Origin of the sequence: Mucilaginibacter sp. (assembly GCF_039925265.1) — a bacterium.
Lineage (GTDB): Bacteria > Bacteroidota > Bacteroidia > Sphingobacteriales > Sphingobacteriaceae > Mucilaginibacter.
On sequence record NZ_JBDSZG010000034.1, the window covers coordinates 223,858 to 248,673 of the forward strand.

Here is a 24,816-nt window from a genome sequence, read left to right on the forward strand (position 1 = left end):
TTAGTTAATACCGGATAACCAGTATTTTGGCGTGAATTTAACTATCTAAAATTAAATTACGCTAAAATCTGAATAATTAATAACAGATAATCCTTTTTAATGCAATTATGGTTATTGCAAGTTATGGCAATTTTATTTGTTTAAATTTGCAAACGCGAAAATATCCCGCTCAAAATGATGTCATGAATAGCCACAAAAGAGAAATAAAAAGCTTTTTTTACAGCCAGTATTTTTCTGACGGGTTGCGCATTTCTGCCGGTATTTTAATCCCGTCGCTATTGGCCCTTCAGTTTGGCGATTTTGAATTGGGGCTTACCATGTCGCTGGGTGCATTGTGTATCTGCGCGATAGACAGCCCCGGCCCTGTGCAGCACAAACGTAATGCCATGGCTATTGGCAATGGCCTGCTATTGGTGGTATCGTTAATAACGGGTTACGCGCGGCTTAATGTATATACGCTTGGGCTGGAGATCACCGTATTTTCGTTCCTGTTTAGTATGCTAACGGTTTATGGCAACCGGGCCGCATCAGTAGGCACCTCTGCCCTGCTGGTGATGATTTTTATGATGGATAAAGCCATCCCACCTGCCGATCTGCCTATGTTTTGCGCTAACATTTTAGCAGGCGGGCTTTGGTATATGATCTTTAGCCTGATATTTTTTGGCATAAGGCCCTATCGCGCGGCGCAGCAAACCCTTGGCGAGAATGTGGCCGATGTAGCCCGTTTTTTACGCCTGAAGGCCGACTTTTACCGGCCGGAGACTGATATAGATGATAATTACCGCAGGCTGGTGCTACAGCAAATATCGGTAAGCAACCACCAGGATGCCGTGCGCGAAATGCTTTTTAAAAGCCGCCTGATGGTGAAGGAATCTACAGGCGCCAGCCGGATCTTAGTGCTTACGTTTATAGACCTGGTGGATATGTTTGAACAAATCATGGCTACCCATTACGATTACCGCCACATCCGCGAGAAATACGCTCATACCGGGGTGTTAAGCGAGATAGCCGATTTTTTACATACCGTGGCCGACGATCTGGATATTATTGGTTTTGCCGTACTGGCCAATACCCGCCCCGAGAAGCTGAGCAATTTGAACCATAAGCTGGAACTGCTTAAGCTAAAGATTGACGAGGTGGGTGCTGAAGATAAAGAAAGCAGCAATTTGGTGCTGAAGAAGATATTGATCAACCTGCGTGATGTGGCCAAAGGCATTGGCAATATTTATAAATACTACCATTCCAAAGCATCGGATATGTTGCTAAATGATACCCGCGAGGTAGAATACTCCAAATTTGTAACCCACCAGGATTTTGCCCCGCACATTTTTTGGGATAACATCAGTCTGGATTCGGCCACGTTTAAACATGCGCTGCGGGTATCGCTGGTTTGTTTGGTCGGTTTTATAACCGCTAAGAACGTATCCCTCGGCGGGCATAGCTATTGGGTGCTCCTTACCATTATTGTGATATTAAAGCCAGGATTCAGCCTGTCCAAACAGCGCAATTACCAGCGCTTGATAGGTACCATAGCCGGCGGTGCAATAGGTATCCTGATCTTAAATTTTATCCCCGATAAAACCGCGCAATTCATCTTTTTGGTGGTGTTTATGATTGGCACCTATAGCTTTTTAAGGCTCAACTACGTGGTGAGTGTTATATTTATGACACCGTATGTGCTTATCCTTTTCAAGTTTCTGGGTGTTGGTTTGATAAACGTGGCGCAGGAACGCATTATCGATACGGTTATTGGCTCAACCATCGCGTTTATAGCCAGTTATGTAATTTTCCCTACCTGGGAGTTTCAGCAGATCCAGCACGACCTGAAAGCGGTGATCACCGCCAATATCAGTTACCTGCAAAAAGTATCGGAGAGTATTGCCGGTAAACCGGTGCTAATTACCGATTATAAGCTGGCGCGGAAGGATGTGTTTGTGAACTCCGCCAACTTATCAGCCACCTTCGAGCGCATGACCTCTGAGCCAAAAAGCAAACAGCGCAACATTAAGGACATTCACAAGTTTGTAGTGCTTAACCATATCCTGGCATCATACACGGCCAATATTGCCTCAACCATCATCCGTACCGGCCCGCAGCAACCCCATGCCGATGCGCTAAAACTGGTAAAACGAAGCATAGCCGTATTGAAGGAAACCGGTAAAAAGCTAAGCGGCGAGATTATAGAGGCCCCTGCAAAACCTGCAGAAATAGTAAAAACCGCCGAGGTAGCGCCCGCCCCCCTATCAGCAGAAGATGTACTGATGAAAGAACAGCTTGGTTTTATCAATAAAATAACGGTGGATATAGCAAAGGTGACGGAGAATATTTTGAGGTAGCAACATAAAAAACACATCTTTGCGAGGAACTAAGCAATCTCTACAAAGGACAAGCCGCCACGCATGTTGTCTACCAGTCTATCGGGAGATTGCTTCGTGCCTCGCAATGACGGGGTGGAAATAACTCGTCAATGAAAGTGCCTACAACAAGTCCGTTGCCAAATTAGCCAACTCACTACGCTCCCCTTTTTGCAGGGTGATATGCGCGTAAAGCGGGTGCCCCTTTGCTTTATCAATCAGGTACGACAGGCCGTTACTCTCCGCATCCAAATAAGGGGTATCTATCTGGTAAATATCCCCGGTGAATACGAATTTACTGTTTTCGCCGGCGCGGGAGATGATGGTTTTCACTTCGTGCGGGGTTAAATTCTGGGCCTCGTCTACAATAAAAAATATTTTTGCAAGGGTGCGCCCGCGGATGAAAGCTAACGGGGTGATGGAAATTTTATCGTTAGATACCAGCTCGTCTATCTTGTTTTGCATTTTCTCATCGTCAGCAAACTGGTCCTTAATAAATTTGAGGTTATCCCATATAGGTGCCATGTAGGGGTCGATCTTTGATTTTACGTCGCCCGGTAAAAAGCCGATATCCTTATTACTCAGGGGCACTATGGGGCGGGTAACGAAGATCTGGCGGTAATGCTTACGCTGCTCCAGCGCGCTGGCAAGCGCAAGCAGCGTTTTACCGGTGCCTGCGTTGCCTTGTATGGTTACCAGTTTAATATCGGGATGCAGCAGGGCGTGTATGGCAAAGGCCTGCTCTAAGTTTTTTGGGTAGATGTTAAGCACAGGCTGCTCGGTAACTTTTTCTACCTGGCCGCTTTGTTTATTATAAAATGCGGATGCTGTACCATTTTTGCTGTTCAGTACAAAAAACTGGTTACTTTGGGGTTGGATGTCAAAGTCCTCTACAGGTAGACTGTCGCTTTTGTTGAGCTTGCCCATCAGCTTCTCGGTAACTTTATTCAGTACGGTTTTGCCGCTGTATAGCTCGTCGATGTTTTTAACCTTGCCGGTTTCGTAATCCTCGGCATAAATATTAAGCGCTTTGGCTTTCAGGCGCAGGCAGATGTCCTTTGATACCAGGATCACCTTTTTGTCTGGGTTCTCAAACTGTAGGCCAAGAGCGGCGTTGAGTATGCGGTGATCTATCTTTTCGGAACCAAAAACTTCTTCGGCGTCGGCGCTGCTATTCTTTACATCCATGATCACCTTAAAGCTGCCCTTGCTTTTGCCATTAAGTGGCATCCACTGATTGATCAGTTGGTTCCTCGATATGTCGTCCATCAGGCGGATAAAACTGCGTGCCTCAAAATTGCGGGTATCGTTGCCACTTTTCATATTGTCCAGCTCTTCCAGCACCTGTATGGGGATAGCCACATCATGTTCGTGGAAGTTCTCAAAAGCGTTGTGATCATATAGGATAACTGATGTATCCAGCACAAATATTTTCTTTTTCCGGTCGGCCTTGTCTGTATTATCCTTATTCATCAAAGGCTAAATTAAGGATTTTGGTTGAGATAGGTTAAAAAAGTTGGAAGGGTTGACAAGGGTTAGAAAGGTTGAAAAAGTTGCAACTGAAAAGTTAATGGAAGGTTTTAACTTTTACAACCTTTCTTAACTTTTTCTAACCTTTCTTAACCTCCCCAAAACAGGAAAACGGAAGCCTACTCTTGCGAATTGACTCCCGTTTCCTAACTCTTCGGCTGACCATAGCCACCCTTGAGCACCAAGTTTTGTGTAAAATTAACCGACCCGATCTCCTCTTTGTTAATTGCTAACGCTGATGTACCATTATTCCTGCGAATGCTGATGACCTCAAATGTTGGCACCTGATGCAGACTTTGTCAGTCTCCTTGCGGAGGCCTCTCCTTCAATGCCGCCTGTAGCGCTGATCTACCCATTTTCCTTGCGGAAGCCGGTTAGGGCATACTTGCGGACCTTTGAACTCGCCATCCTCCCGAGGGGAAGTCGACTCTGTCGTTATCCGTGCAACGCTGATGTATCTTTATTCTCAGAGAACCAAGTTATACCATTGTTTGCTAACGCTGATTGCTTCGAGGCCATTATTTCGATTGCCGTTCTCCGTAAAGTTTTGCAACACCCATAATACCCCTTTAATCAATTCCGAAGCAGTTTTGCTTTCGCTTCTTTCTACTTCATATGACTCAGGCACTTCCCTAAACTTTAGCTCCCCCGAAGGTTCGCCCGTTTTAGTTTCTGTAATCCTGTAAGGCTGTCAAAGTACGTCGTTCTTGATAATTACAATATCGGAACTTTTACCAATACGTGTCAAGTATTTTTTAAAGTTTTTTACATATTCTTATTAACACTTTATTAACATCAAATCAATAGTTATCCACATTCGCCAAATATTGATTATTAGCGCATTAAATCATTGGTTCACATCAGCCCATAAAATTCTTATTAACAAGCAAATAGGTAAATTCAAAAAAAACGCTTCGTTTCTAAATCTCAAAAACGCGTAAAACGCTAAAAAAACAAATTTTTTCGGTTAAATGCTTCCAATATCCTTGGGAATATGGCTAACTATAGTTTAAATTATTAATTTTATAAACCAGCCTTAAACATGGAAAATCCAGATAATAAATTCACTTTAAATCTCTCTAATGCGGCAGAATTGACAAGCTTTGCTATTGCGCTGGCGGCATTGTTCTCTATTATCAGAAATTATGTTTATTATGTATTGTTACTGCATGTTCCGATATTTCAGTATTTAGATTTAAGCGATATAGTTTTGATTGCCCCATCGGGAATATTTTGGGCATTATATATTTCGGCAATGGAGGCAGTCAATTTCATTGCGTCAAATGAGAAATTCAGTAAAGGTGAAAAAATCTTTTATCCAGTTTTACTTTATGTCTCTATCGGACTATTAACTTGGATTGGATATTATAATGAACCTATAATTGAACAAGGTATGAAATTCTTGTTCCGAAATTGGTGGCTTGCTTTACCATTAGTTCTTTATGTGGTCATTAGAATGAAAGCTATCGATTCAAATAAAGATTTTTTTAAGAAAAATAGATATGCAGCAGCTTGTATTCTAACTGTTTGGTACGCCACATTTGATTCTTATTCCAACTATTCTGTCTTAACTGAGTCATCTCGACACTTACACTTTGTAATGAAAATGAAAAACGGGGTGGTCGTTAAAGTAAATAATGATATAATTTACGCTGGGCGTACAAGTAACTATTGGTTTTTGTATAATAACAAAACAAATTTCGTTAGGGCTATAAAAAACGATGACGTAGAAATAATCGATTTCGATGTTGCAACCCGATAATCCAAAAACTTAAATTTTTTCGGTTAAATGCTTCCAATATCTTTTGGGTATATGGCGCACATGCAGCTTAGTATTTTTGCGCGATGCGATGTTTACGCTGTTAAAATAGTTCTTCCACAGGTGCTGATAAACACTTTCATTCTCGGCGAATGCCGCAATTACAGTATTAGGTTTGCTTAGATCAGCAAAATCCAGTTCAACAAATTGCGTGTTGTGCAGGTCGTAATAGATCCCATACTTGCGCTTTATATCGTAGATCATCCACTTTTGGTCGGCATAGCGGCTTTTAAAATGACGGATAAGCAGCGGCAGTACATTAAAATCAGGTTCTACTGCGGCATAAAAAGTACCATCTGTTAATTGCTGAAAGCGTACAAAGGCCTCCATCCTATGCTTCTCGCGCCTTACCATGCGCACCAGCTCTGATACACGTATTACATATTTATTGCTATAATCCTCCTCAATGTTCATCGGTGAATCAAATGCGTACCTTATATATCCCAGCAGATTGAGATCCTCCCCTGCCATCCCAGCCAAATGAGCGGCATACAAACGCTGTATGCCAATATGCGAGATCCGCTCTTTCAAACCTTTTAGTACCCTTGCCGCACGGAGTTCATCAGTTACCACTTTTATTACGTCCTCAAACAAGGCACTGGTATGCCATTCGCCGGCATGTAGTTTTACGGTTTGCAGATCGGCCTTATTAACATCAACCGGGAAGGCCTGCATATTGCGAATGGCCCAGCCCAGCTTTGGGTCTATATCCAGGTCGAGATGCGGTTGGGCGTTGTTTACGATCTCGTTCACCTTAAAACCATAAAAACGCATCAACCAATCGGCCTGGTACAGGCGGTTCTCGCGCACCATGGGTACGGCGGTATTAAGGGCGGGCAAGCGGCTATCCGCCAGCACAGGTACGTAACCGGAGTAATAAACCCGTTTCAACTTAAAATTCTTATAAAAGTAATTGGCCGATTGCAATACCTCGCTGTCATTCTCGGGCGTGGCACCAATGATCATCTGCGTGCTCTGCCCGGCCGGGGCAAAATGCGGTGCTTTTTTAAATAGCTTCTTTTCTTCGGTGTGTTTAATGATGGCATTTTTGAGGTAGCCCATCGGTTTTATCATATCCTGCTGGTTTTTATCAGGTGCCAGCAGTTTCAGGCCAGCCTCGGTAGGCATTTCCAGGTTCACGCTCAGTCTATCTGCATATAAACCAGCTTCGTTCATCAGTTCGTCGCTGGCACCCGGGATAGATTTGAGGTGGATATAGCCGTTAAAGTTATGTTCGGTACGCAGCTTTTTGGCCACACGCACCAAACGCTCCATGGTATAGTCGGCATCTTTAAAAATGCCCGAGCTAAGGAACAGCCCCTCTATATAATTGCGGCGATAAAAATTGATGGTAAGATCCACCACTTCCTGCACGGTAAAAGCGGCGCGTTTAATATCGTTGTTCTTGCGCGACACGCAATAGGCACAATCGAAGATACAATGGTTGGTAAGCAGAATTTTTAGGAGCGACACGCATCGCCCATCCTCGGTATACGAATGGCAAATACCATTACTGGCGTTCCCAAGACCTTTGTTCTCGTTTTTGCGTTTGCTGCCACTGCTCGCGCACGATACATCATACTTGGCTGCATCCGCCAATATGTTCAACTTCTCCGTCATCCGTTCCTCATTCATATCAATCAAAAATACTAATATAATTAGCATTTTGTTTCGTTTCAGCGGAATTTGTTGAAACGTTTTAGGAATATTTTGAAGCTCATATGAATTTATGGCTCGTTTCTCCAAGCATGGTTCACCGTGGAACAACTTGACCCATAAAGCGTTCCGATGGAACGCGTTTGTGCTTCTTTATTTTTCTACTACCTATAAGGTATCCCGATGGGATACTAATTCATTCTATTCGCCCCATCGGGACGTTTCATGGGTAGCAAGCAATTATCGGTACAATTATTATCTTTATAGGCATAACATATTACCCATGAACGACCCGAATCTTTGCCAGCACCTGCAGGCCATAACCGAAGTAAAACTAAGCAACGAGCAGGTTTGCGAAGAATGCATCAAGCATAACCAAACCTGGTTTCACCTGCGCACCTGCCAAAGCTGTGGCGTAACACTTTGCTGCGACCAATCGGTAAACCAACACATGACCAAGCATTACCACGCCGCCCAACACCCCGTAATAGCATCTGCCCAACCGGGCGAGCGTTGGCTTTGGTGCTACCCCGATGAAGAATTTGTAGAATATTGATGTATTGATTTTACATTGGCCGGCTTATACAATGGGTCGGGCCTGAAATCGAGCAGCATACGCTCAAATACCGACTCATCAACGGTTTCGTTGCTGTCCGGCAACTCCTTTATTGGCCTCACATATTTCCCTAAAAGCGAAAAAGGAAATTTGTTAGAGTTATAAAGCATATCGGCATTATTAGGCCTTATTTTTTCGTCCAGGTATTTTTTTTCAAATGCAAGGCCGCTGTCCGCAGCTTTATCCATTATCCATTTAAGCGCAACATCGCTTAAACCAGCCTTAGGATATCCGCCACCGATATTAGAGTGCACACCCGGGAACCAACGCTGTTCCATTTTTTGGTTTGGGTTTTTCTCGGCTACATTTTCGCTCTCCCGCCATAAAGTGGGCATAAAGTTTTTTCGTTGCTCGTCTACAGCGAGGGCCTGGTAAGCGAAATCTACATGGCTGCTCAGTGTGGTATCATGAAACTGGTATTTTCTCGTGTTCTGCATCACCATAAACGGGATGCCTAAGGAACCAACCGTATCCCACACGCCTATAAATTTCACATTGGCATTGGGCTGGCTATATTTGTTCCTAAAGTCAACCGCGTTATCATCATCAGGCTTAACGCCGGCGTCGCGGTACAAAGCATAGGCTTCTTTTATCCGTTTAAGGTCGTTGTTTTTTAACAAACCTGCTTTGCGGATCATCCCGGCAAGGCTGCGGGCAGTGTAAGCACCCCTGCTAAAACCAAACAGGTAGATCTCATCGCCCTGCTCATAATTCCAGATGATGAATTTGTAGGCATCCAGTATATTCTCGTCCAGCCCGTACCCGGTGGCACCATCAATAATACGCCGCAGTTTACTCCCCGTGGAGCCCACGCCCTGATCGTAATACTTTATTTGCTTAATACCCTCCCCGTCCTCATTACAAATGCCCTCAAATATCTTTTGTACGTTGGTGGTAATATCCACGCCCCCGTCAATGTCACCGGGTTTGTTCCAGGTGCCGTCGCTGCAGGTAATGATGCGTTTTCTTATTTTTTCCATATTTAAATTGACGTTTATTGACTCTTTCTGATAACTTATTAGGAATATTACAGACAAAATTTAAACTAATACCGTTAAACCGGGTTTACATGGCAACCCAAATACAAAACAACAATGGCATCAGGTTTTTTTGCGATTTTAGATGATATAGCTGCCCTAATGGACGATGTTGCCATTACAACCAAAGTAGCGGCCCGTAAAACAGCCGGCATACTTGGCGACGACCTGGCCGTAAATGCCGAAAAAGCTACCGGGTTTTTATCATCAAGAGAATTACCCGTGTTATGGGCCATCACCAAAGGCTCCTTAATTAATAAGGTGATCATTGTTCCTATCGCCTTGTTATTAAATATATTCTTTCCGGTTGCCATCAAATACATTTTAATCCTCGGCGGATTTTACCTTGCTTACGAAGGGGTTGAAAAAATCATCGAATACCTCTTCCATCACCCAAAAACCGCTCAACAAGTAATAGGGGAAAGCAAGACAAACGATAACGATGCCGAAAAAATAAAGGTAAAATCGGCTATTACTACTGACTTTATCCTATCTGTAGAGATCGTTATCATCGCCCTTGGGTCCGTTGCAGAAAAAAGCCTTTCTATACAGATCATAACCGTATCAGCCGTTGCGTTAATAGCAACTATTGGCGTTTACGGCATCGTAGCACTTATTGTACGCATGGACGATGCCGGGCACCAGTTAATAAAACGCAGCGGCAATAAAGGCTTTCTTGCATCCCTCGGCGGGTTGCTGGTTAAATCGCTCCCGGTTGTGATAAAACTGCTCGCCGTTATCGGCACCATTGCGTTGATATTGGTTGCAGGTGGTATTTTCGCGCATAACATTGCGTACCTGCACCACTTATTCCCCCACCTGCTCGCTGTTATTAAAGAATTCGCTCTTGGACTAATTGGCGGTTTAATTATGGTGGCCCTCTTAACCGGTGGCAAAAAAATTTATTCGGTTTTTAAATAGTGCCGAAGCTATGCAAACGATAAATAATCTTTACTGACCCATTTGCTATCCATGCTTATTTTGCACCATTTGTTCTCTTCCTTCTCTATAAATAGTTCCTGTCCTTTAATATAAGCACCTATTTTAGGGAAACCGGTGCCCGGCCCGCTTCGCGCGTTTAGTGAATTGGCTGTAACCGTTGCCCGGGTTACGACGGCAGTATATTGCGCCGCAACCCATTGGTTTTGACTGGCTGATATTTTATACCAGCCATTATTTTCCTGGTACACCCGCAAAATAGACCCTAAGGTAGCCGGAGCGGCTGCTTTGGGGCTGGCAGCATTTGGCCCGGTACGGATATTTAAAGTGCTTGCCGTAACACAAACATATTTAAGCAGCGCGTTAACCGGTGGCGCAGGCGGAACCGGCGGCTGGCCGGCCGCAGCCACCAAGGGCAAAAAATTGGCTTGGGCGTTTGCCACTTTATTACCGCCAAAGAAATTGGTGCCCGGGCAGGTTTTGTTATTTTTTGTGCCATTGTTACGCTCGCCTGTACTCAGGTTAAACCAATGGTGGTAAACCACGCAGGTATCGTTCACCGGGATATTAAAACGGGTGCAGAGCTTGGCCGTCATTTGTATAATGGTATCGCGCTGAGCGGTGGTCATGGCATCGCCGCCGGTATCAAAATTGCCCAGGTTCTCTATACAAACTGCGTGGGCGTTCTGGCCGAGGATGCAGGCAGGCGTAGCTTCCATAGGCCGCCCCGTCATAATGGTGCCATCCGGAAACGTGGTGAACTGCTGGGCAATATCACTCCAGCCGTTGTGCGTTACATGGTAGTTTTCATGCCCTGCTGCAGTTCGAAATGGTTGTTGCCATTAAATTGGCTGTACGATGGGCTGTAGGTATGGTGCTCCTGCACAGTTAAAATGGTGCGGGCCAAATGCAGGCTGTTAAGCCAGGCATCAAATTCTGCAATGGTTAGCAGGGTGAAGCCAAATTTTGTTTTCATGATAGTAAAGTTTTTGCGCACACCAACGGCTGAACCGACTGGCATACAGGTTTTTAATTAGGTTGGATGTAAAGAAATATAAATCTCAACAACTTTAAGGAATATAACAAGCGGCAAAACACGGAAGTATAACGGGTGAAAACACGGTAATAAAAAAGCCGCCTTTAAAAAAATTTAAAGGCGGCTTCGGTATTATAATGCGTTTACTTATTGCTTTAGTTTACCATCGGCATCAAGCTCTACAATGGGGTAACCTAATTTTTGCAGGCCCGGTAATATCTTTGCCTTGTCGCCTACCACCAGGATAATCATGTTATCGGTATTTAGGTATTTGGCGGCAAGTTGGTTTACCTCAGCCGGGGTAATTGCAGAAAGGATCTTGTTCTGCTCGTCAACATAAGTTGGTTTTAGGTTATACTCCAATATGCGCGACAGGAAGGCCGCTTTTTGCCCATTGGTTTCATAGCGGCGTGCGTCGCTTTGGCCGATGGAAGTTTGGGTAAACTTCAATTCTTCCGGCGTAATACCATTTGCATGATAGTTGCGAATCTCTTTCATAAACTCCACAACAGAGCTATCTGTAGCGGTAGCCAATACACCCGCCGAAGCTGTAAAGTCGCCGCCGTATTTGCCTGAGCTAAAGCCCGAGCGCGCGCCATAGGTCCAGCCTCTTTTCTCGCGCAGGTTAAGGTTTATGTGGCTGTTGAACGCGCCGCCTAAAATATAGTTGGCAATGCCCAGTTTGTAGTAATCGCCGGTTGCATCGTAATTCAGCTTGTCTAAATAACCAATGCGGATCTCCGATTGGGCAGCGTTAGGAATATCAACCAGGTAAAGGGTTGTTTTATCAAAGGTTTTACCTTCTGCCGGGGTTGGGATGGTAACTTTTTTATCTGCCCAGGTATTCAGGAATGCCAGGTTACCCCTTGCGGTACCTTCGTTAACATCGCCTACTATCACAATTTTAGTTTGCGACGGGGTAAAATATTTGTCGTAATAATCCTGCACATCCTTCAGCGTGATAGCCGCGACAGTTTCCTCGTTACCACCTGTTGAATAGGTGCGCACGTTATCGGTGCCGTAAAGTATCTTGTTATAAACGGTTGATGCAACACCCGCCGGTTGTGTTTTTGCCTGTTTAAAACCTTCTAAGGTTTGCTTTTTTATACGGTCTAAAGCATCCTGTGTAAACTTGGGGTTGTACAGGCGTTCCTGTAGCAGCACCATCGTTTTAGGCAGGTTTTTGGTGAGCGATGATACGCTTATTGCTATCTCGTCGCTACCTGCAAAAATGGAAATATTGCTACCTAACTTATCAAGCTCCGAATTAAATTGCTCGGCAGTGTAGTTTTTGGTATCCTCGTTCATCATCCGGGCAACAAAGCCTGCTACACCCGCTTTAGCCGGGTTGCTAACCGCGTACATGCCGCCGCCTTTTATAGACATTTGCATAGATACAGACGGGATCTCGCGGTTTTGGGTGCCGATGATCTGGATGCCATTTGCGGTGGTAGCGCTCCAAATAGCCGGAACTTTGATAGAGGGGTTTGGACCCACACCCGGTTTAACGGTACGGTTAAAGCCATCCTTGGCTTTTTTGTAAACCAGGCCGTTGTAACCATAATCAGGCGCTTTGTAGCCAGCGGTATTTACAGTATAGTTATCGGCGGCTGCCGCTACAATGGTACCGCCTTTTGGCAATACGCTTAAAATTACAGCTGGTTTACCTTTGATGTATTGATTGTAAACCCTTATCACATCCTCTTTGGTTACCGCGCGGATATCGGCCAGTTCGCGGCCTATCTGGTTAGGGTTGCCGGTTAAGTATTGTGCCTGTGACAATTCAGATACCTTGCCGCTCACGCTCGACAAACTGTTGATATAATTAGCTTCGGCACTTGCTTTGAAACGGGTGAGTGCATCGTCGGTTACGCCGGTTTTTTCAAACTCCGTAAGCGATTCGGCAACCAGCTTTTGCGCATCGGCCAGGGTTTGCCCCGGGAATGGCAGTACCCGAATGGTGATCTCTCCCGCAAGTTCGGTATTTGACGAACTCATGGAAGCCTGCGCAGCCTTACGTGTTTTTACAAAGTTTTTATAAAAGATAGAGTTACGGCCCTGGCCAATAATCTCTGATAAAGCATCGAGCGGAGACATATCCTTACTGTAAATTTTTACACCGGGATAAGTGATAGACAGCAAAGGTAGTTTAGCGTAGTTGTCTACGTAAGAAACATACCTGTCTGCCGTTAAAACCGGTGCCGGGAACGATGCGTTTTTAACAACCGGTCCGCGCGGAATTCCGCCGAAATACTTTTGAACCCAGGCTAATGTTTGTTTTGAATTGAGATCGCCACCAATGGTGATGGTTGCGTTATTTGGATCATACCATCTTAAAAAAAAGTTCTTCAGATCGTTTACGCCTACTTTGTTCAGCTCCTCAATATAGCCAATGGTTAACCACGAGTATGGGTGCCCGTAAGGATACAGGTTTTTAGAGGTTACTTCGCCCGCCAGGCCATAAGGGCGGTTATCATAATTTTGGCCGCGCTCGTTCTTTACCGTGGCACGCTGCACTTCAAATTTGCGCTGCGTTACCGAATCCAGCAAAAAGCCCATACGGTCAGATTCCAGCCAAAGCATTTTTTCAAGTTGGTTAGCCGGTACTGTCTCGTAATAATTAGTACGGTCGCGATTGGTAGATCCGTTTAGGGTACCACCAGCTTCGGTGATGATCTTAAAATGGTCGCCATTCCCAACATGCTCGCTTCCCTGGAACATCATATGCTCAAAGAAATGCGCGAAACCCGATTTGCCAATCTCCTCGCGTGCCGAACCTACATGGTAGGTTACATCTACGTGCACAAGGGGGTCTGAGTGGTCTTCTGCCAATATGATGGTTAAGCCATTTGGCAATACATATTTTTCATACGGGATCACCAGTTCGGTGCTCCTACGGGTTACTTTCTCCACCAGCTTTGGCCCTACCGCCGTTTGCGCGGTAGCTGCAAGCGTCATAAATGCCAGCGAGGGCACCATTAACGCACTCTTTAATGATCTAATCATTTGTATTTCTGTTTGTTAAGCAATATTGGGCAGCTCTTAACTGAAAGAGACTTACGTAAAAGTTAATATTAATAAATTTTACTTGCTGATTAATACTTTTAACAAGCAATTTAATCCGTGTAACACATTTGTGACTGAGGGTCGTGAGTGTAATTTGTGGGGCTATTTATCCAAAAGTGAAAGCCAGGTTTTTATAAACTGCTGCAAAGCGGGTTTCCTGGCTTCTACATCCGCCAGGCTAAAAAAATGGGCAATCCTTCGCCCGTCGGCGTAATCGCCTTCCAGCATTCCGAATGTATCGTTCAACTTGGCCCCGCTTGGGAAAACCAGCCTAATGCAATCCTGCTTGAAAAAATTTGATACGATGATATGGCGCTTGTATTCTTTAGGGTCGAACGAGGGCATTTCCCCTGTATATAAAAAACTTGGGGCGTTCCATTTGATGTGCTCCCCTACTTCAGTATCGGCAGCCAAAATCACTTCCCTTAGTGCCTGCAGCACATCTTTCAACGGGTGGTCGAGCTTTTGCATAAAGTCATCCACTTCGGGCGTATTTGCAAGAAGTTGCGGGGTTTTGGCGGCTTTCATGAAAGCTAATATATTTATTACCAGCTTTTAATCAAAAAATAGGTTACCCGAATTTTTCGTTTGCATATTGTTTTTTGTTAATCGGGCAATACCCGTGTAAATTTGGCTTCGGTAGCAACCGGGGCATCTGCGGGATAGGTAGTATACTTTAACATCAGCGTATTGCCGCTTACTTTAAAGGTGGCGTACTCGTAAAGTTTTTGGGTAGACGGCGAGGTAACCGGCGTACTTGTATTTTCCTGCTCTGCCATAGTTGTAATATTGGTAAGCAAACTATCGCCTTTAACAGTAAATGTGCCTGAATAACTTGTAGTAATTGTGAAGGAGATCCCGCCCGATAAAGGGCTTGGGTAGGTAGTAAATGCAGCAGTAAACGTACCATCGCTATAAAACACCAAATTCCGTCTAAACCCCGACGGCATTGCCGGTTCGTTCCAGTTACCTATTAACGACTTTGTATAATTTCCGGATTTTTTACAGGAACTGATGCTTATTGCTATAAAAGCAACTAACAGGCAGTAACGGATAAGAATAGCATATCTCATAGCGCTTGTGTTTAATCAATAATACGGCGGTAAATTTGCTTTCGCGACAAAGCATTTAGGATTTAATTATTATTTAATATCGTTCACCACACCTTAACATAAACCATTCCAATAAAAATCTATAATTTTAAGCGGAAGGTTTTACAACCTTTCCCCCAACCAATTATTAAACCCTGCCTATGCGAAAATTAACAGCTATCACCTGCACCTTACTTGTGGCGCTTTTTATTTTTTGTGCCGACGCTTTTGCCCAGCCAAATAAACTGCAGCCGGTATCAGATGCCATCTCGCCCGCATTATCCGCACAGCTGAATGATTACCTCGCCAAGCGCATGCAGGAATCCGTAGACAACCGCATACTCGCCCAGGATATAGACCGGCTGATAGCCCCCTTTAAAACCGAAAACCGTACCGAGACCCGCCAATGGCAAAGTGAGTTTTGGGGTAAATGGTTTACTTCGGCAGCGCTTGCCTACCAATACCATCCGGATAAAAAACTGAAGAGCGTATTGGATAAGGCGGTAACCGGGCTTTTGGCCACCCAAACGCCGGATGGTTATATTGGTAACTATGCCGAAGCGCACCGTTTAGAAGAGTGGGACATTTGGGGCCGCAAATATTGCATGCTGGGGCTGCTGGCCTATTACGATATTACAAAAGTTAAATGGAGTTTAACCAGTGCCGTAAAGGTTGCCGACAACCTCATCAGCGAATTGAATAAAAAGGATGGCCTAATTGTAAACAAAGGGAACTACCGCGGTATGGCGGCCTCATCAGTACTGGAGCCAATTTGCCTGCTTTATAACTGCACGGGCAATAAAAAATATCTTGATTTTGCCTTAGAGATCGTTCGCCAATGGGAAACACCCGAAGGTCCGCAACTGATAAGTAAGGCAAACGTAAATGTGAGCGAACGTTTCCCCCGCCCAAAAAACTGGTACAGCCCGGAACAGGGGCAGAAAGCCTACGAAATGATGTCGTGCTATGAGGGGTTGCTGGAATTATACCGCATTACCCGCAACCCGGCCTATAAAAAAGCGGTGGAAGATGTTTGGGCGAACATCCGCGATACCGAGATCAATATAGCCGGTTCCGGCGCTTCTACAGAGATGTGGTTTGGCGGCAAAGCGCTGCAAAGTACGCCTATAAACCATTACCAGGAAACCTGCGTAACCGTTACCTGGCTAAAACCATGCGGCCAGTTATTGCGCCTTACAGGTCAAGCTAAATACGCCGATGAGGCCGAGCGCACTTATTACAATGCCCTTTTAGGCTCCATGAACGGGCACGGGGCCAATTGGGCCAAGTACACACCATTAAACGGGCAGCGCCTGGCCGGCAGCGAGCAATGCGGAATGGGCCTGAATTGTTGTGAAGCCAGCGGCCCGCGGGGTTTGTTCAACATTCCGCTGCAAATGGTTACCACTACAAAAGTAGGTGTACAGGTTAACTACTTTGCTGATGGAACATTTAAACTTAAATGCATGGGGGATGATGTTACGCTCACCCAACGCACTATCTACCCCAGGTCCGGGAGTATTGAAATGGAACTTACCTTGCCAAAACCCGCAGTATTTGAAGTTGCCATCCGCATACCGGCATGGAGTAAAAACACGAAGCTAAGTGTAAACGGTGAAGCAATTACAAACCTGCAGCCCGGAAGCAATGCCACAATAAAACGCAAATGGAGCAATGGTTATAAAATATCGCTTGAGCTGGATATGCGTGGTCGGCTGATAGAAACCCTCACCCCTGCCCACAGCATTGCCATTATGCGTGGCCCTGTTATTTTAGCAAGGGATGCCCGCTTTGGCGGCCCTTCAATAGAAGCCGTTTTAAAGCCCGTAAAAGACGCGAACGGCTACATAGCATTAAGCGAAGCCCCTAACACCACGGGCGATGACATACTGATGCTATACAAAGCCAGCTTCATCCCCGAGTCTTACACCGAGAACGGCGCTCCGCCCGTAAGCGTAACCCTTTGCGATTATGCATCGGCAGGCAACGGAAGTGTAAATTCATTTTATAAGGTATGGCTGGTGCAATTGGTTTATCCAAGCGCGGAATAAGGCATCAAGACAACCTGATCTGAGTTACGTTACGCTTCGCTGATCTGCTTATCTACGCCAGGGATGGTTTCTGGTTCAGAAACAGGCACATCGCAGTGGTAGCCAAACAAACAGCGGTCTTTTATCATGGCGGCTACCTCAGTGGGCACAAATTCTTCCCAACCGGCAATTCCTTCTTTGATCAGTTCCAGCACCCTATCCGTTTGTACGTGCAGGTTGCTTTCTTTGTAATGCCTGATGTCTTCTATCTTATTATTGGCTATCAGGTAGCGGTAAAGATCAATCAAATGTGGTGGCGGGTAAAAGCGCAGGCAGTTCCAAATCACCCCATCGCGCAGCGTTGGGTAGATGAATAGCTTTACTTTACGACTAAACAGCGTTGCGAAGGATTCGAGGATGCCGCCGGCAAGGTCCTTATAATGCTCTTCAGAGAAAATATACTCCAGGTTGGGATAACCCAATACCACCCCCATCTTCAATTTGGTGATCTTAGACAAATAGGCCACCAGTTTATAATATTCGTGAAAGTTAGAGATCAGTACCGTTTGCCCAAGCGAGCAAAGGATATCCACCCTATCTAAAAAGTCTTTCTCGTCTATTTCGGCGGAATCGGCGGCATTGCGTTCTTTAAGTGCCTGTAGGGTAAGTTCGGTAACTACTATTACATTTTCCTTATCCACATCGGGTTCCTGCATAAACTGCTTAACACCAGTGTTCAGCATATCCAAATGCACGTTAATGATGGGTCTGAAACGCCCACGGATCACCACGATATGTTTTTTATACAACACCTCCGATGGTTGCAGGTTTTTACCGTCCGGGCCAAATACCGCCGCGTCAGAAAAACCGTATTTCACCAGGTGCAAACTCATCAGGCGGTTATCTACCTTGGTAAAGTTTGGCCCCTCAAAACGGATCATATCTATCTGGATCCGTTCTTTAGATAGCTCATCCATCAGCGAAAGCAAAAATACCGATGGATTATCGTTATAATGAAAACAGGCATATATGAGGTTTACGCCCAATATACCTACCGCTTGCTGTTGCAGGTTATTATCGTTATCCAGTAATTTTACGTGCAGTACCACATCATTAAACAGCCCGTTAGGCTCCATCTGAAAGCGTACGCCCATCCAGCCGTGGCCATCATTTGTTTTATGATAGTTAAGCGCCGAAGCGGTGTCTGCAAATGCAAAAAAGGTGGTGTTATTACCGCGCTGCTCTTCCAGCCGCTCTATCAGCAAGCCGTATTCGCGCTCCAGCATAGATATCAGTCGATTCTCGGTAACATAGCGTTTCCCTTGCTGCGCGCCGTAAATAGCGTCGGAGAAGATCATATCATAGGCCGACATGGTTTTGGCTATAGTGCCTGATGATGCGCCGGCTTTAAAGAAATTTGCGGCAACGTCCTGCCCTGCGCCAATTTCGGCAAAGGAGCCGTAAATTGTTGGGTCGAGGTTAATGGCAAGCGCTTTTTGTTTTGTGCCGATATCTTTATTATGAATGCTACTCATACGCTTTTTGTTAATTATTTGCCCTGCTCCTATTTGCGACGATAAGATGGTTTAAAAATACGACTTTTTGCTGAAACAGCCGTGCTGGTTGGCAAAATCAAAAAAAATATTACAAGTTGATGAAAAGTAGGCAATGAGGGCTCTTGGGGCCAGCACTTTATAATGCTACAGAGGCACAAGCTGTTAAAGACCGCAAAATAGTGGGGACAATAAACCAGATTTGGTTAAAACAAACTCCCCTGCTCGGTATCTATACCTGCCAGCTCTTGCTGATAAACCCTGATCATGGTGATCAGATCGGAACCGTATATGCTTGCCTTTTGCGGGCCAATACCTTTGATGCTGCTAAGCGCTTTCAGCGTTGCAGGCAGCTTTTCGGCGATGGTGGCTGCAGCCTGCTCAGACAGCACCATACTTGGCATTACCCGGTCACTTGCGGCTCTTGTATCTCGCCAGGTAAGCAACTGCACATAAAAATCTTCGTTGGGTTTGGCATTAAGCGCCTTTAAGTAAGAGCGCGATTTATCTGCAATTGACTCTGCATGGGCTGTTTTCTTTTGTTCCAGGTAAGCATCGCCTGTAAAAATCGCTTTCGAAAAATACGCCATTAACGCTATCCTGGCCATTATCCACTGCATCAATTTATCAGTCTTAGCTGCTTTTTCTACAGATTGACCTATAAAGCCGGGCATCTGCCGGTGCAAACCTTCGGTAGCCAGGGTTAGTTTATCCAGGAAATAAGCCGCGGCTTTTTGTATCCTGTCGGCATCAACAACTTCTGCCCGCCGCATAAACTTTTCTGCCACCTCCAACACGTCTTGTTGCAGGCCGGGCACTAAAAATTCAAAGCCCTTTATGCCTGTTTTTAAGCCATTAAAATTAAATAATTCAGCCAGCAAGAAATGCCGGTACCGTTCCTTATCGCGTTCCAGGCTGAGACCATCTGGTTTAATGGCTTCTGCGCTTTTATTAAAATGTGCTACAGCCGGGTCGCCTATAATATTTTGAGCGGATATAGGATTGCGTAGCACCATGCCCGATAACGTTCGGCACCTGCTTAGCGCAACGTAGGCCTGCCCGTGCGCAAATGCCTCCGAAACATCTATAATGGCCTTGTCAAAACTCAGTCCCTGGCTTTTATGGATGGTTATAGACCAGGCCAGCTTTAGCGGGATCTGTGCAAAACTACCGGCATTAGTCTCGTTGATCTGCTCCTCCTCTATCTGGTATTTCACATTGTTCCACTCTACCGCTTCCACAGCTATTTCGCGGCTTTCGTGCCCGCTTTGTACAAAAACGGTGCTACCTTCTATCCGGGTTACCATTCCTATTTTGCCATTGTAAAACAACTTTTCGGCAGAGCCGTCATTCTTTACAAACATTACCTGCGCGCCTATTTTCAGCTTCAGGTTAGTTTCTGTAGGATAAGCATCCCTTGGGAAATCACCGCGTATGGTGGCGGTAAATTCAAATTCTTCACCGGCCAGCGCTTCCACAAATTCATTATTCAGTTGCTGCGCGATGCTGTTATGGGTAGTTAAAGTGATATAAGGCTCCTCGGCTGTAGGGCGAAAACCGGGCTGGTGGCGGGCATTAAGCAGCGCCAAATTTTGCGGACTAATGGTTTGATTCCGCACCTCGTTAAGGATATCCACAAAAGCCTGTTCTTTTTGGCGGTATACATGATCCAGCTCTATCCGCACATAACTGGCCTTTTGCATCACCAGGCTGCTGAAAAAATAAGGCGTTTTGTAGTAACGGTTCAAGATGCGCCATTCCTCATCGCGGATGATGGGGCTTAGTTGCGAAAGATCGCCAATGAGCAGCAATTGCACACCGCCGAAAGGATAAGGCGAGCCTTTAATCTTCCGTAGGATCAGGTCTATCTGGTCGAGCACATCGGGCCTTACCATACTTACCTCATCTATGATCAGCAGCTCCAGGCTGTCTAAAAGCTCTTTTTTCTCATCGTTATAATGCAGTTCGGGGTTATCATTACCGGCTGGAATAAGCGGCCCGAACGGGATCTGGAACAGTGAGTGAATAGTCATGCCACCGGCGTTTATGGCGGCCACCCCGGTGGGTGCCGCTATCGCTAATTTTTTTTTTGAAGTCTGCCTAAGCTGCTGTAAAAAGGTGGTTTTACCGGTGCCGGCCTTCCCTGTTAAAAATACAATGGTGTTTGTACTTTCCAGATAGTCGTTTGCCAGCTGCATTGCCGGGTTCATCGTGCTCATGATAACGGCAAAGCTAATACTAATTTATTTAGTATATTGCCGGTGTTTAAAAATAATCGGGACTTATCTTCAAATTATATTAACAATGCTGCAAAACCGTGTTGATCCGCATGGCGACATTATCAAAACAAGTGCCCGCGGGGCCTGGCTGGGTAACCGCGGGCAACTGCATAACAAGGGCAAAACTATTCTGAGGCCTTTTAAGCACAGGGCCTGGATCATTTGCCTGCTGCAATTTAAAGGAAGACACCGCGAGATAATGGCGCCAAACCTGTGGACCGAATTGTTTTTCCTTGACGAGGCCACTGCATTTTCTGCCGGCCACCGCCCATGTTTTGAATGCCGCCGCGAAGATGCCAAACGCTTTAAGGCAGCCTGGCTGGCAGGAAACCCGGAGTACGGTTTCCCGGCTAATGTACTGATCGGCAAAATAGATGAAATACTGCACAGCGAGCGCATAAACCGCGACAATGGCAAAGTAACTTTTGAAGCTGATATCAACGATTTACCAGGTGGTACTTTTATTGAAATTGCAAACGCAGCTTATCTTTTGGCTGATAAGCAATTGTATCGCTGGTCGCCCGATGGATATGAGAAGGCGGTAGCATTTCCAATACACCAAATTGTAAATGTGTTAACACCGCGCTCGGTGGTGAACGCTTTTGGGAATGGGTATCGACCTCAAATGGAGATTGCAACAACGGTTTAATTACCTTTGCCCCCGATGGACTATTTTAAAAACCTGCTGCATCTACTGAAAACTGAACGCGAGGAAGACCGGGACGCTTATTTAAAACTCACCCAAAGCAGCTCCGTTACGGATAGGCGCGCAGCCGGCATCACCTGGTATCCTATCGCCATCCGCGGATCGGAGCCAAGTCGTGGCGATTACATAACCGTTGAACTTGAACGGACCACGCATAAAGACCTTTCGCATCAATTCAGGTTTGGCGCACCGGCGGTTTTGTTCTCTAACCACAATGCCGGTACCGACCGCGTGGAGGGTGCCATCGCCTACCAGGGCGGCGACAGGCTGAAGATCACCTTATTTACTGATGAACTGCCCGACTGGTCGCGCGATGGCAAACTGGGTGTGGAATTGCTTTTTGATAACAATAGCTACGACGAGATGCAGGACGCTTTAAAGCAAGCATCCGCGTTAAGCGATAAACCAGAGGGTAAGCTGATCCGCGTTTTAACGGGTAAAGATGAACCAACATTTTCGGCAGAAATAAGCGAGGTAACATCAGGAAATTTAAACCCATCACAGGCTGCCTCCGTGCAACAAATACTTGCGGCTAACGAACTTGCCGTTGTGCACGGCCCCCCCGGTACGGGTAAAACTACCACCATTGTACAGGCAATAAAACACCTCATTCAACAAAACGAAAAACAAATATTGGTAGTTGCGCCTAGCAATACGGCGGTAGATCTGCTGAGTGAGAAATTGGCTATAGAAGGGCTTAATGTACTGCGGATAGGCAACCCGGCCAGGGTATCTGAAAAGCTGACTGCTTTAACCCTCGATAGCAAAATGGCGGCGCACAGTTATATGAAAGACGCAAAGCAGTTAAAAAAACAGGCTGCGGGTTATAAAAACATGGCGCATCAGTATAAACGCAGTTTTGGCAAACGCGAGCGCGACCAACGCAAAGCATTATTTGATGAAGCGCATCGCATTATAAAAGATGTGGGCAAAATTGAACAATTCATTATTGACGACCTGGTGGAAAAAGCACAGGTAATTACCGCTACCCTTGTTGGCTGCAATCACCATACCGTACGCGATAAAAAGTATCATACAGTGGTAATTGATGAGGCAGGCCAGGCGCTGGAACCCGCCTGCTGGATCCCGATATTGAAAGCAGAGAAAGTTATCATGGCCGGCGACCATTTCCAGTTAGCCCCAACCATTAAATCGGACAAGGCCGCAAAAAATGGACTAAGCACTACCCTGCTGGAGAAATCCGCCATTCGTCACCCCGGCGCGGTTACGCTTTTGGAGGAACAATACCGTATGAACGAGGCCATTATGGGCTTTTCTTCAGCTGAATTTTATGGCAGCCGCTTAAAAGCAAACGCATCAGTAGCCGGGCACCTTTTGTTCGCGGGCGATATGCCCATGAGTTTTGTAGATACAGCCGGCTGTGGCTTTGATGAAAAAGCAGATGGCACCAGTACGGTTAACCCCGATGAGGCCGCTTTTGTATTTAAACATTTAGACAATCTTGCCGAAAAACTGAAAGAACACAATATTGATTTCCCTTCCATTGCTGTTATATCCCCTTATAAAAGCCAGGTAAGGTTATTGAAAGAACTGTTTGAGGCCTCTCCCCTATACGTCCACGCGGATAAAATAAGTATTAATACCATTGATAGTTTCCAGGGACAAGAGCGCGACGTGGTATATATCAGCATGGCCAGGAGCAATACCGAGGGCACGATTGGTTTCCTCTCGGATATCCGCCGGATAAATGTAGCCATGACCCGCGCCCGAAAAAAACTGGTGATCGTTGGCGATAGCGCCACCATCACCCGCCTGCCCTTTTATGCCGATATGGTAAAATATGCCGAACAGGGTGGCGCATATCAAAGTGCGTGGGAGTATGGTATATAAAGAAACATCTTGCCGTAAATAAGCTACTACCTATCAAAAAAGGCGCGGCAGCATTACATTGGGGTAAGCAACAAAAGTACCCAGATAGAAACACATTTGATCATATGTATAAGATGGAACCATTTGCAAATTGGTTTTCAGAAAAGTCATAGTAATAGAAGAATAGTTTATTGTTTTTTTAATTCCGGCGTTCACGCGTCCGCAATAAATTGCTGGAGAAGGAAATTACCTTTTTCTTGCCTGAACAGCCCGGGAAGGTATCTCAAATAATCAGGAAGACGCCCCCTTACTTTGCCTGCCTTCTGGAAAAAATCACAATTGCTCCATTTTTATCCTTTCTTGTCAACTTTCATCTTTGCGTATTTGTCGGTTTCGTACCAGGCGGTCATTGGCCGGTCTGGTGGAAAGCCGTACCGGTTACGGTAAGCTTTACGCTCGCTCGTAAAATTCCACCAGCGCTTAGTTTCATCTTGATGCTCGATATAGTGAACAAGCAGGCGGTAGGAGTCTTCCACGCAGGGGTCCGCCCAGCAGCCACAATGCTTTTCATAGGCGTCAAACAATTCCACCGCGCTTTTTCCTTTCAATTGCGCCAGTGAGTAATAACCCTGCGTGATCAGCTCTTTGGCAAAGCCGATCCCCAGCGACGGAATACTTTGAAATTCAGCCAACGCGGCCAGTTCTTTGGCACGTTGCGGTGAAGCGCCCAGTAAAGCCGCGATCTCATCAGGCGCGTAGTCGCGCAGCATCCGCCGAGTGATCTTCTGTTCTTTTAATTTTTGCTTTTCAACGGTTGTCAGCTCAAAATCAACGTTCTTTTTCATAGGCCTCTGATCAAATTATCCATTTCTTTCTGATTGCCGCTAATAAAACCAGCTACGTCTTCCTGTTCAGTTATGTTCAGTACTTCGCCATCGTAGATCCAATTGTCATCGGTATCGAAAAGGATGCGGCCGATAAAGCGTTCCTGTAAAGCATCATAAAGCTGATAGCCATCACCCTTATCCGGCAATATGCGAACCCATCTTTCCGCACCAGTTTTGGCCGTTTTAGGCCGCTCGTCGAACAACTTACTTCTCATCAAAGCAAAAGTGAAGAAAAAAATGTAAAAAAGAATGAATTATACTAAAAATATTAGCATATTTTATATATCCTCAATTTAAGGTATTATTCATTTAGAAGTTGATCCGCCGGCGAGGGTATCCGTATCACCTATTTTCATCGCAACAAGTTCAAGCGGTAGTAAATGACTG

At 45.4% G+C, this 24,816-nt stretch carries 19 protein-coding genes; 7 read left to right on the forward strand and 12 right to left on the reverse strand.

Features of this window, described 5'->3' with window-relative positions:
* The first annotated feature begins 182 nt into the window (after window positions 1-182).
* On the forward strand, window positions 183-2,336 hold the full coding sequence (locus tag ABIX36_RS16445) for an FUSC family membrane protein (RefSeq protein ID WP_348083252.1): 2,154 nt from the start codon (window positions 183-185) through the stop codon (window positions 2,334-2,336).
* A gap of 141 nt (window positions 2,337-2,477) precedes the next feature.
* On the opposite strand, the gene ABIX36_RS16450 is transcribed toward ABIX36_RS16445, so the two are convergent.
* Entirely contained in the window at window positions 2,478-3,827 is a 1,350-nt protein-coding gene (locus ABIX36_RS16450; protein ID WP_348083253.1) for a PhoH family protein, read from the reverse strand.
* A gap of 1,099 nt (window positions 3,828-4,926) precedes the next feature.
* Between ABIX36_RS16450 and ABIX36_RS16455 the strand changes: the two genes are divergently transcribed.
* The gene (locus tag ABIX36_RS16455) at window positions 4,927-5,646 is read left to right on the forward strand and encodes a hypothetical protein (RefSeq protein WP_348083254.1); all 720 of its coding nucleotides are present in this window, start codon (window positions 4,927-4,929) and stop codon (window positions 5,644-5,646) included.
* Between the two features lie 9 nt (window positions 5,647-5,655).
* Here ABIX36_RS16455 and ABIX36_RS16460 read toward each other — a convergent pair whose 3' ends face one another.
* Complete coding sequence (locus ABIX36_RS16460; RefSeq protein WP_348083284.1) at window positions 5,656-7,338, reverse strand: putative DNA modification/repair radical SAM protein; 1,683 nt, start codon at window positions 7,336-7,338, stop codon at window positions 5,656-5,658.
* A gap of 304 nt (window positions 7,339-7,642) precedes the next feature.
* Between ABIX36_RS16460 and ABIX36_RS16465 the strand changes: the two genes are divergently transcribed.
* A complete protein-coding gene (locus ABIX36_RS16465; RefSeq protein WP_348083255.1) occupies window positions 7,643-7,915 on the forward strand; it encodes a UBP-type zinc finger domain-containing protein in 273 nt (90 codons plus the stop codon).
* Here the strand turns inward: ABIX36_RS16465 and ABIX36_RS16470 are convergent.
* Window positions 7,885-8,955: a DUF2235 domain-containing protein gene (locus tag ABIX36_RS16470; RefSeq protein ID WP_348083256.1), complete on the reverse strand. Its 1,071-nt coding sequence runs from the start codon at window positions 8,953-8,955 to the stop codon at window positions 7,885-7,887. The genes ABIX36_RS16465 and ABIX36_RS16470 overlap by 31 nt on opposite strands.
* A 114-nt stretch (window positions 8,956-9,069) precedes the next feature.
* Here ABIX36_RS16470 and ABIX36_RS16475 point away from each other — a divergent pair, with 114 nt between their 5' ends.
* Window positions 9,070-9,933, forward strand: a complete 864-nt coding sequence (locus tag ABIX36_RS16475) for a DUF808 family protein (RefSeq protein ID WP_348083257.1) — start codon at window positions 9,070-9,072, stop codon at window positions 9,931-9,933.
* Between the two features lie 8 nt (window positions 9,934-9,941).
* On the opposite strand, the gene ABIX36_RS16480 is transcribed toward ABIX36_RS16475, so the two are convergent.
* The 5 genes from ABIX36_RS16480 to ABIX36_RS16500 form a co-directional block, all read right to left on the reverse strand.
* On the reverse strand, window positions 9,942-10,685 hold the full coding sequence (locus tag ABIX36_RS16480; protein WP_348083258.1) for an amidase: 744 nt from the start codon (window positions 10,683-10,685) through the stop codon (window positions 9,942-9,944).
* A gap of 59 nt (window positions 10,686-10,744) precedes the next feature.
* Window positions 10,745-10,927, reverse strand: coding sequence for a hypothetical protein (locus ABIX36_RS16485; protein WP_348083259.1), 183 nt, complete (start codon window positions 10,925-10,927; stop codon window positions 10,745-10,747).
* Window positions 10,928-11,134: 207 nt separating this feature from the next.
* The gene (locus ABIX36_RS16490; protein ID WP_348083260.1) at window positions 11,135-13,993 is read right to left on the reverse strand and encodes a pitrilysin family protein; all 2,859 of its coding nucleotides are present in this window, start codon (window positions 13,991-13,993) and stop codon (window positions 11,135-11,137) included.
* Window positions 13,994-14,155: 162 nt separating this feature from the next.
* A complete protein-coding gene (locus ABIX36_RS16495; protein WP_348083261.1) occupies window positions 14,156-14,581 on the reverse strand; it encodes a DUF1801 domain-containing protein in 426 nt (141 codons plus the stop codon).
* A 77-nt stretch (window positions 14,582-14,658) separates the two neighbouring features.
* On the reverse strand, window positions 14,659-15,126 hold the full coding sequence (locus tag ABIX36_RS16500; protein WP_348083262.1) for a hypothetical protein: 468 nt from the start codon (window positions 15,124-15,126) through the stop codon (window positions 14,659-14,661).
* A gap of 179 nt (window positions 15,127-15,305) precedes the next feature.
* Between ABIX36_RS16500 and ABIX36_RS16505 the strand changes: the two genes are divergently transcribed.
* On the forward strand, window positions 15,306-17,195 hold the full coding sequence (locus ABIX36_RS16505) for a beta-L-arabinofuranosidase domain-containing protein (RefSeq protein ID WP_348083263.1): 1,890 nt from the start codon (window positions 15,306-15,308) through the stop codon (window positions 17,193-17,195).
* A 29-nt stretch (window positions 17,196-17,224) separates the two neighbouring features.
* On the opposite strand, the gene ABIX36_RS16510 is transcribed toward ABIX36_RS16505, so the two are convergent.
* Together ABIX36_RS16510 and ABIX36_RS16515 are read right to left on the reverse strand one after the other, a co-directional pair.
* Complete coding sequence (locus ABIX36_RS16510; RefSeq protein WP_348083264.1) at window positions 17,225-18,709, reverse strand: TonB-dependent receptor; 1,485 nt, start codon at window positions 18,707-18,709, stop codon at window positions 17,225-17,227.
* Between the two features lie 224 nt (window positions 18,710-18,933).
* Window positions 18,934-20,946: an AAA family ATPase gene (locus ABIX36_RS16515; protein ID WP_348083265.1), complete on the reverse strand. Its 2,013-nt coding sequence runs from the start codon at window positions 20,944-20,946 to the stop codon at window positions 18,934-18,936.
* Window positions 20,947-21,031: 85 nt separating this feature from the next.
* On the opposite strand from ABIX36_RS16515, the gene ABIX36_RS16520 reads away from it, so the two are divergent.
* A complete protein-coding gene (locus tag ABIX36_RS16520; RefSeq protein WP_348083266.1) occupies window positions 21,032-21,655 on the forward strand; it encodes a hypothetical protein in 624 nt (207 codons plus the stop codon).
* A gap of 15 nt (window positions 21,656-21,670) precedes the next feature.
* On the forward strand, window positions 21,671-23,563 hold the full coding sequence (locus tag ABIX36_RS16525; RefSeq protein WP_348083267.1) for an AAA domain-containing protein: 1,893 nt from the start codon (window positions 21,671-21,673) through the stop codon (window positions 23,561-23,563).
* 329 nt (window positions 23,564-23,892) lie between these two features.
* Here the strand turns inward: ABIX36_RS16525 and ABIX36_RS16530 are convergent, their stop codons facing one another.
* The gene (locus ABIX36_RS16530; protein ID WP_348083268.1) at window positions 23,893-24,387 is read right to left on the reverse strand and encodes a helix-hairpin-helix domain-containing protein; all 495 of its coding nucleotides are present in this window, start codon (window positions 24,385-24,387) and stop codon (window positions 23,893-23,895) included.
* Window positions 24,384-24,644, reverse strand: a complete 261-nt coding sequence (locus ABIX36_RS16535) for a hypothetical protein (protein ID WP_348083269.1) — start codon at window positions 24,642-24,644, stop codon at window positions 24,384-24,386. Before ABIX36_RS16535 ends, ABIX36_RS16530 begins: the two co-directional genes overlap by 4 nt.
* Window positions 24,645-24,816 lie beyond the last annotated feature (172 nt).

What these genes read in the sequence shown, in the direction of transcription:
- ABIX36_RS16445 (WP_348083252.1), top strand. Translation starts at nt 183, where the DNA reads ATGAATAGCCACAAAAGAGAAATAAAAAGCTTTTTTTACAGCCAGTAT.
- ABIX36_RS16450 (WP_348083253.1), bottom strand. Translation starts at nt 3,827, where the DNA reads ATGAATAAGGATAATACAGACAAGGCCGACCGGAAAAAGAAAATATTT.
- ABIX36_RS16455 (WP_348083254.1), top strand. Translation starts at nt 4,927, where the DNA reads ATGGAAAATCCAGATAATAAATTCACTTTAAATCTCTCTAATGCGGCA.
- ABIX36_RS16460 (WP_348083284.1), bottom strand. Translation starts at nt 7,338, where the DNA reads ATGAATGAGGAACGGATGACGGAGAAGTTGAACATATTGGCGGATGCA.
- ABIX36_RS16465 (WP_348083255.1), top strand. Translation starts at nt 7,643, where the DNA reads ATGAACGACCCGAATCTTTGCCAGCACCTGCAGGCCATAACCGAAGTA.
- ABIX36_RS16470 (WP_348083256.1), bottom strand. Translation starts at nt 8,955, where the DNA reads ATGGAAAAAATAAGAAAACGCATCATTACCTGCAGCGACGGCACCTGG.
- ABIX36_RS16475 (WP_348083257.1), top strand. Translation starts at nt 9,070, where the DNA reads ATGGCATCAGGTTTTTTTGCGATTTTAGATGATATAGCTGCCCTAATG.
- ABIX36_RS16480 (WP_348083258.1), bottom strand. Translation starts at nt 10,685, where the DNA reads ATGACGGGGCGGCCTATGGAAGCTACGCCTGCCTGCATCCTCGGCCAG.
- ABIX36_RS16485 (WP_348083259.1), bottom strand. Translation starts at nt 10,927, where the DNA reads ATGAAAACAAAATTTGGCTTCACCCTGCTAACCATTGCAGAATTTGAT.
- ABIX36_RS16490 (WP_348083260.1), bottom strand. Translation starts at nt 13,993, where the DNA reads ATGATTAGATCATTAAAGAGTGCGTTAATGGTGCCCTCGCTGGCATTT.
- ABIX36_RS16495 (WP_348083261.1), bottom strand. Translation starts at nt 14,581, where the DNA reads ATGAAAGCCGCCAAAACCCCGCAACTTCTTGCAAATACGCCCGAAGTG.
- ABIX36_RS16500 (WP_348083262.1), bottom strand. Translation starts at nt 15,126, where the DNA reads ATGAGATATGCTATTCTTATCCGTTACTGCCTGTTAGTTGCTTTTATA.
- ABIX36_RS16505 (WP_348083263.1), top strand. Translation starts at nt 15,306, where the DNA reads ATGCGAAAATTAACAGCTATCACCTGCACCTTACTTGTGGCGCTTTTT.
- ABIX36_RS16510 (WP_348083264.1), bottom strand. Translation starts at nt 18,709, where the DNA reads ATGAGTAGCATTCATAATAAAGATATCGGCACAAAACAAAAAGCGCTT.
- ABIX36_RS16515 (WP_348083265.1), bottom strand. Translation starts at nt 20,946, where the DNA reads ATGAGCACGATGAACCCGGCAATGCAGCTGGCAAACGACTATCTGGAA.
- ABIX36_RS16520 (WP_348083266.1), top strand. Translation starts at nt 21,032, where the DNA reads ATGCTGCAAAACCGTGTTGATCCGCATGGCGACATTATCAAAACAAGT.
- ABIX36_RS16525 (WP_348083267.1), top strand. Translation starts at nt 21,671, where the DNA reads ATGGACTATTTTAAAAACCTGCTGCATCTACTGAAAACTGAACGCGAG.
- ABIX36_RS16530 (WP_348083268.1), bottom strand. Translation starts at nt 24,387, where the DNA reads ATGAAAAAGAACGTTGATTTTGAGCTGACAACCGTTGAAAAGCAAAAA.
- ABIX36_RS16535 (WP_348083269.1), bottom strand. Translation starts at nt 24,644, where the DNA reads ATGAGAAGTAAGTTGTTCGACGAGCGGCCTAAAACGGCCAAAACTGGT.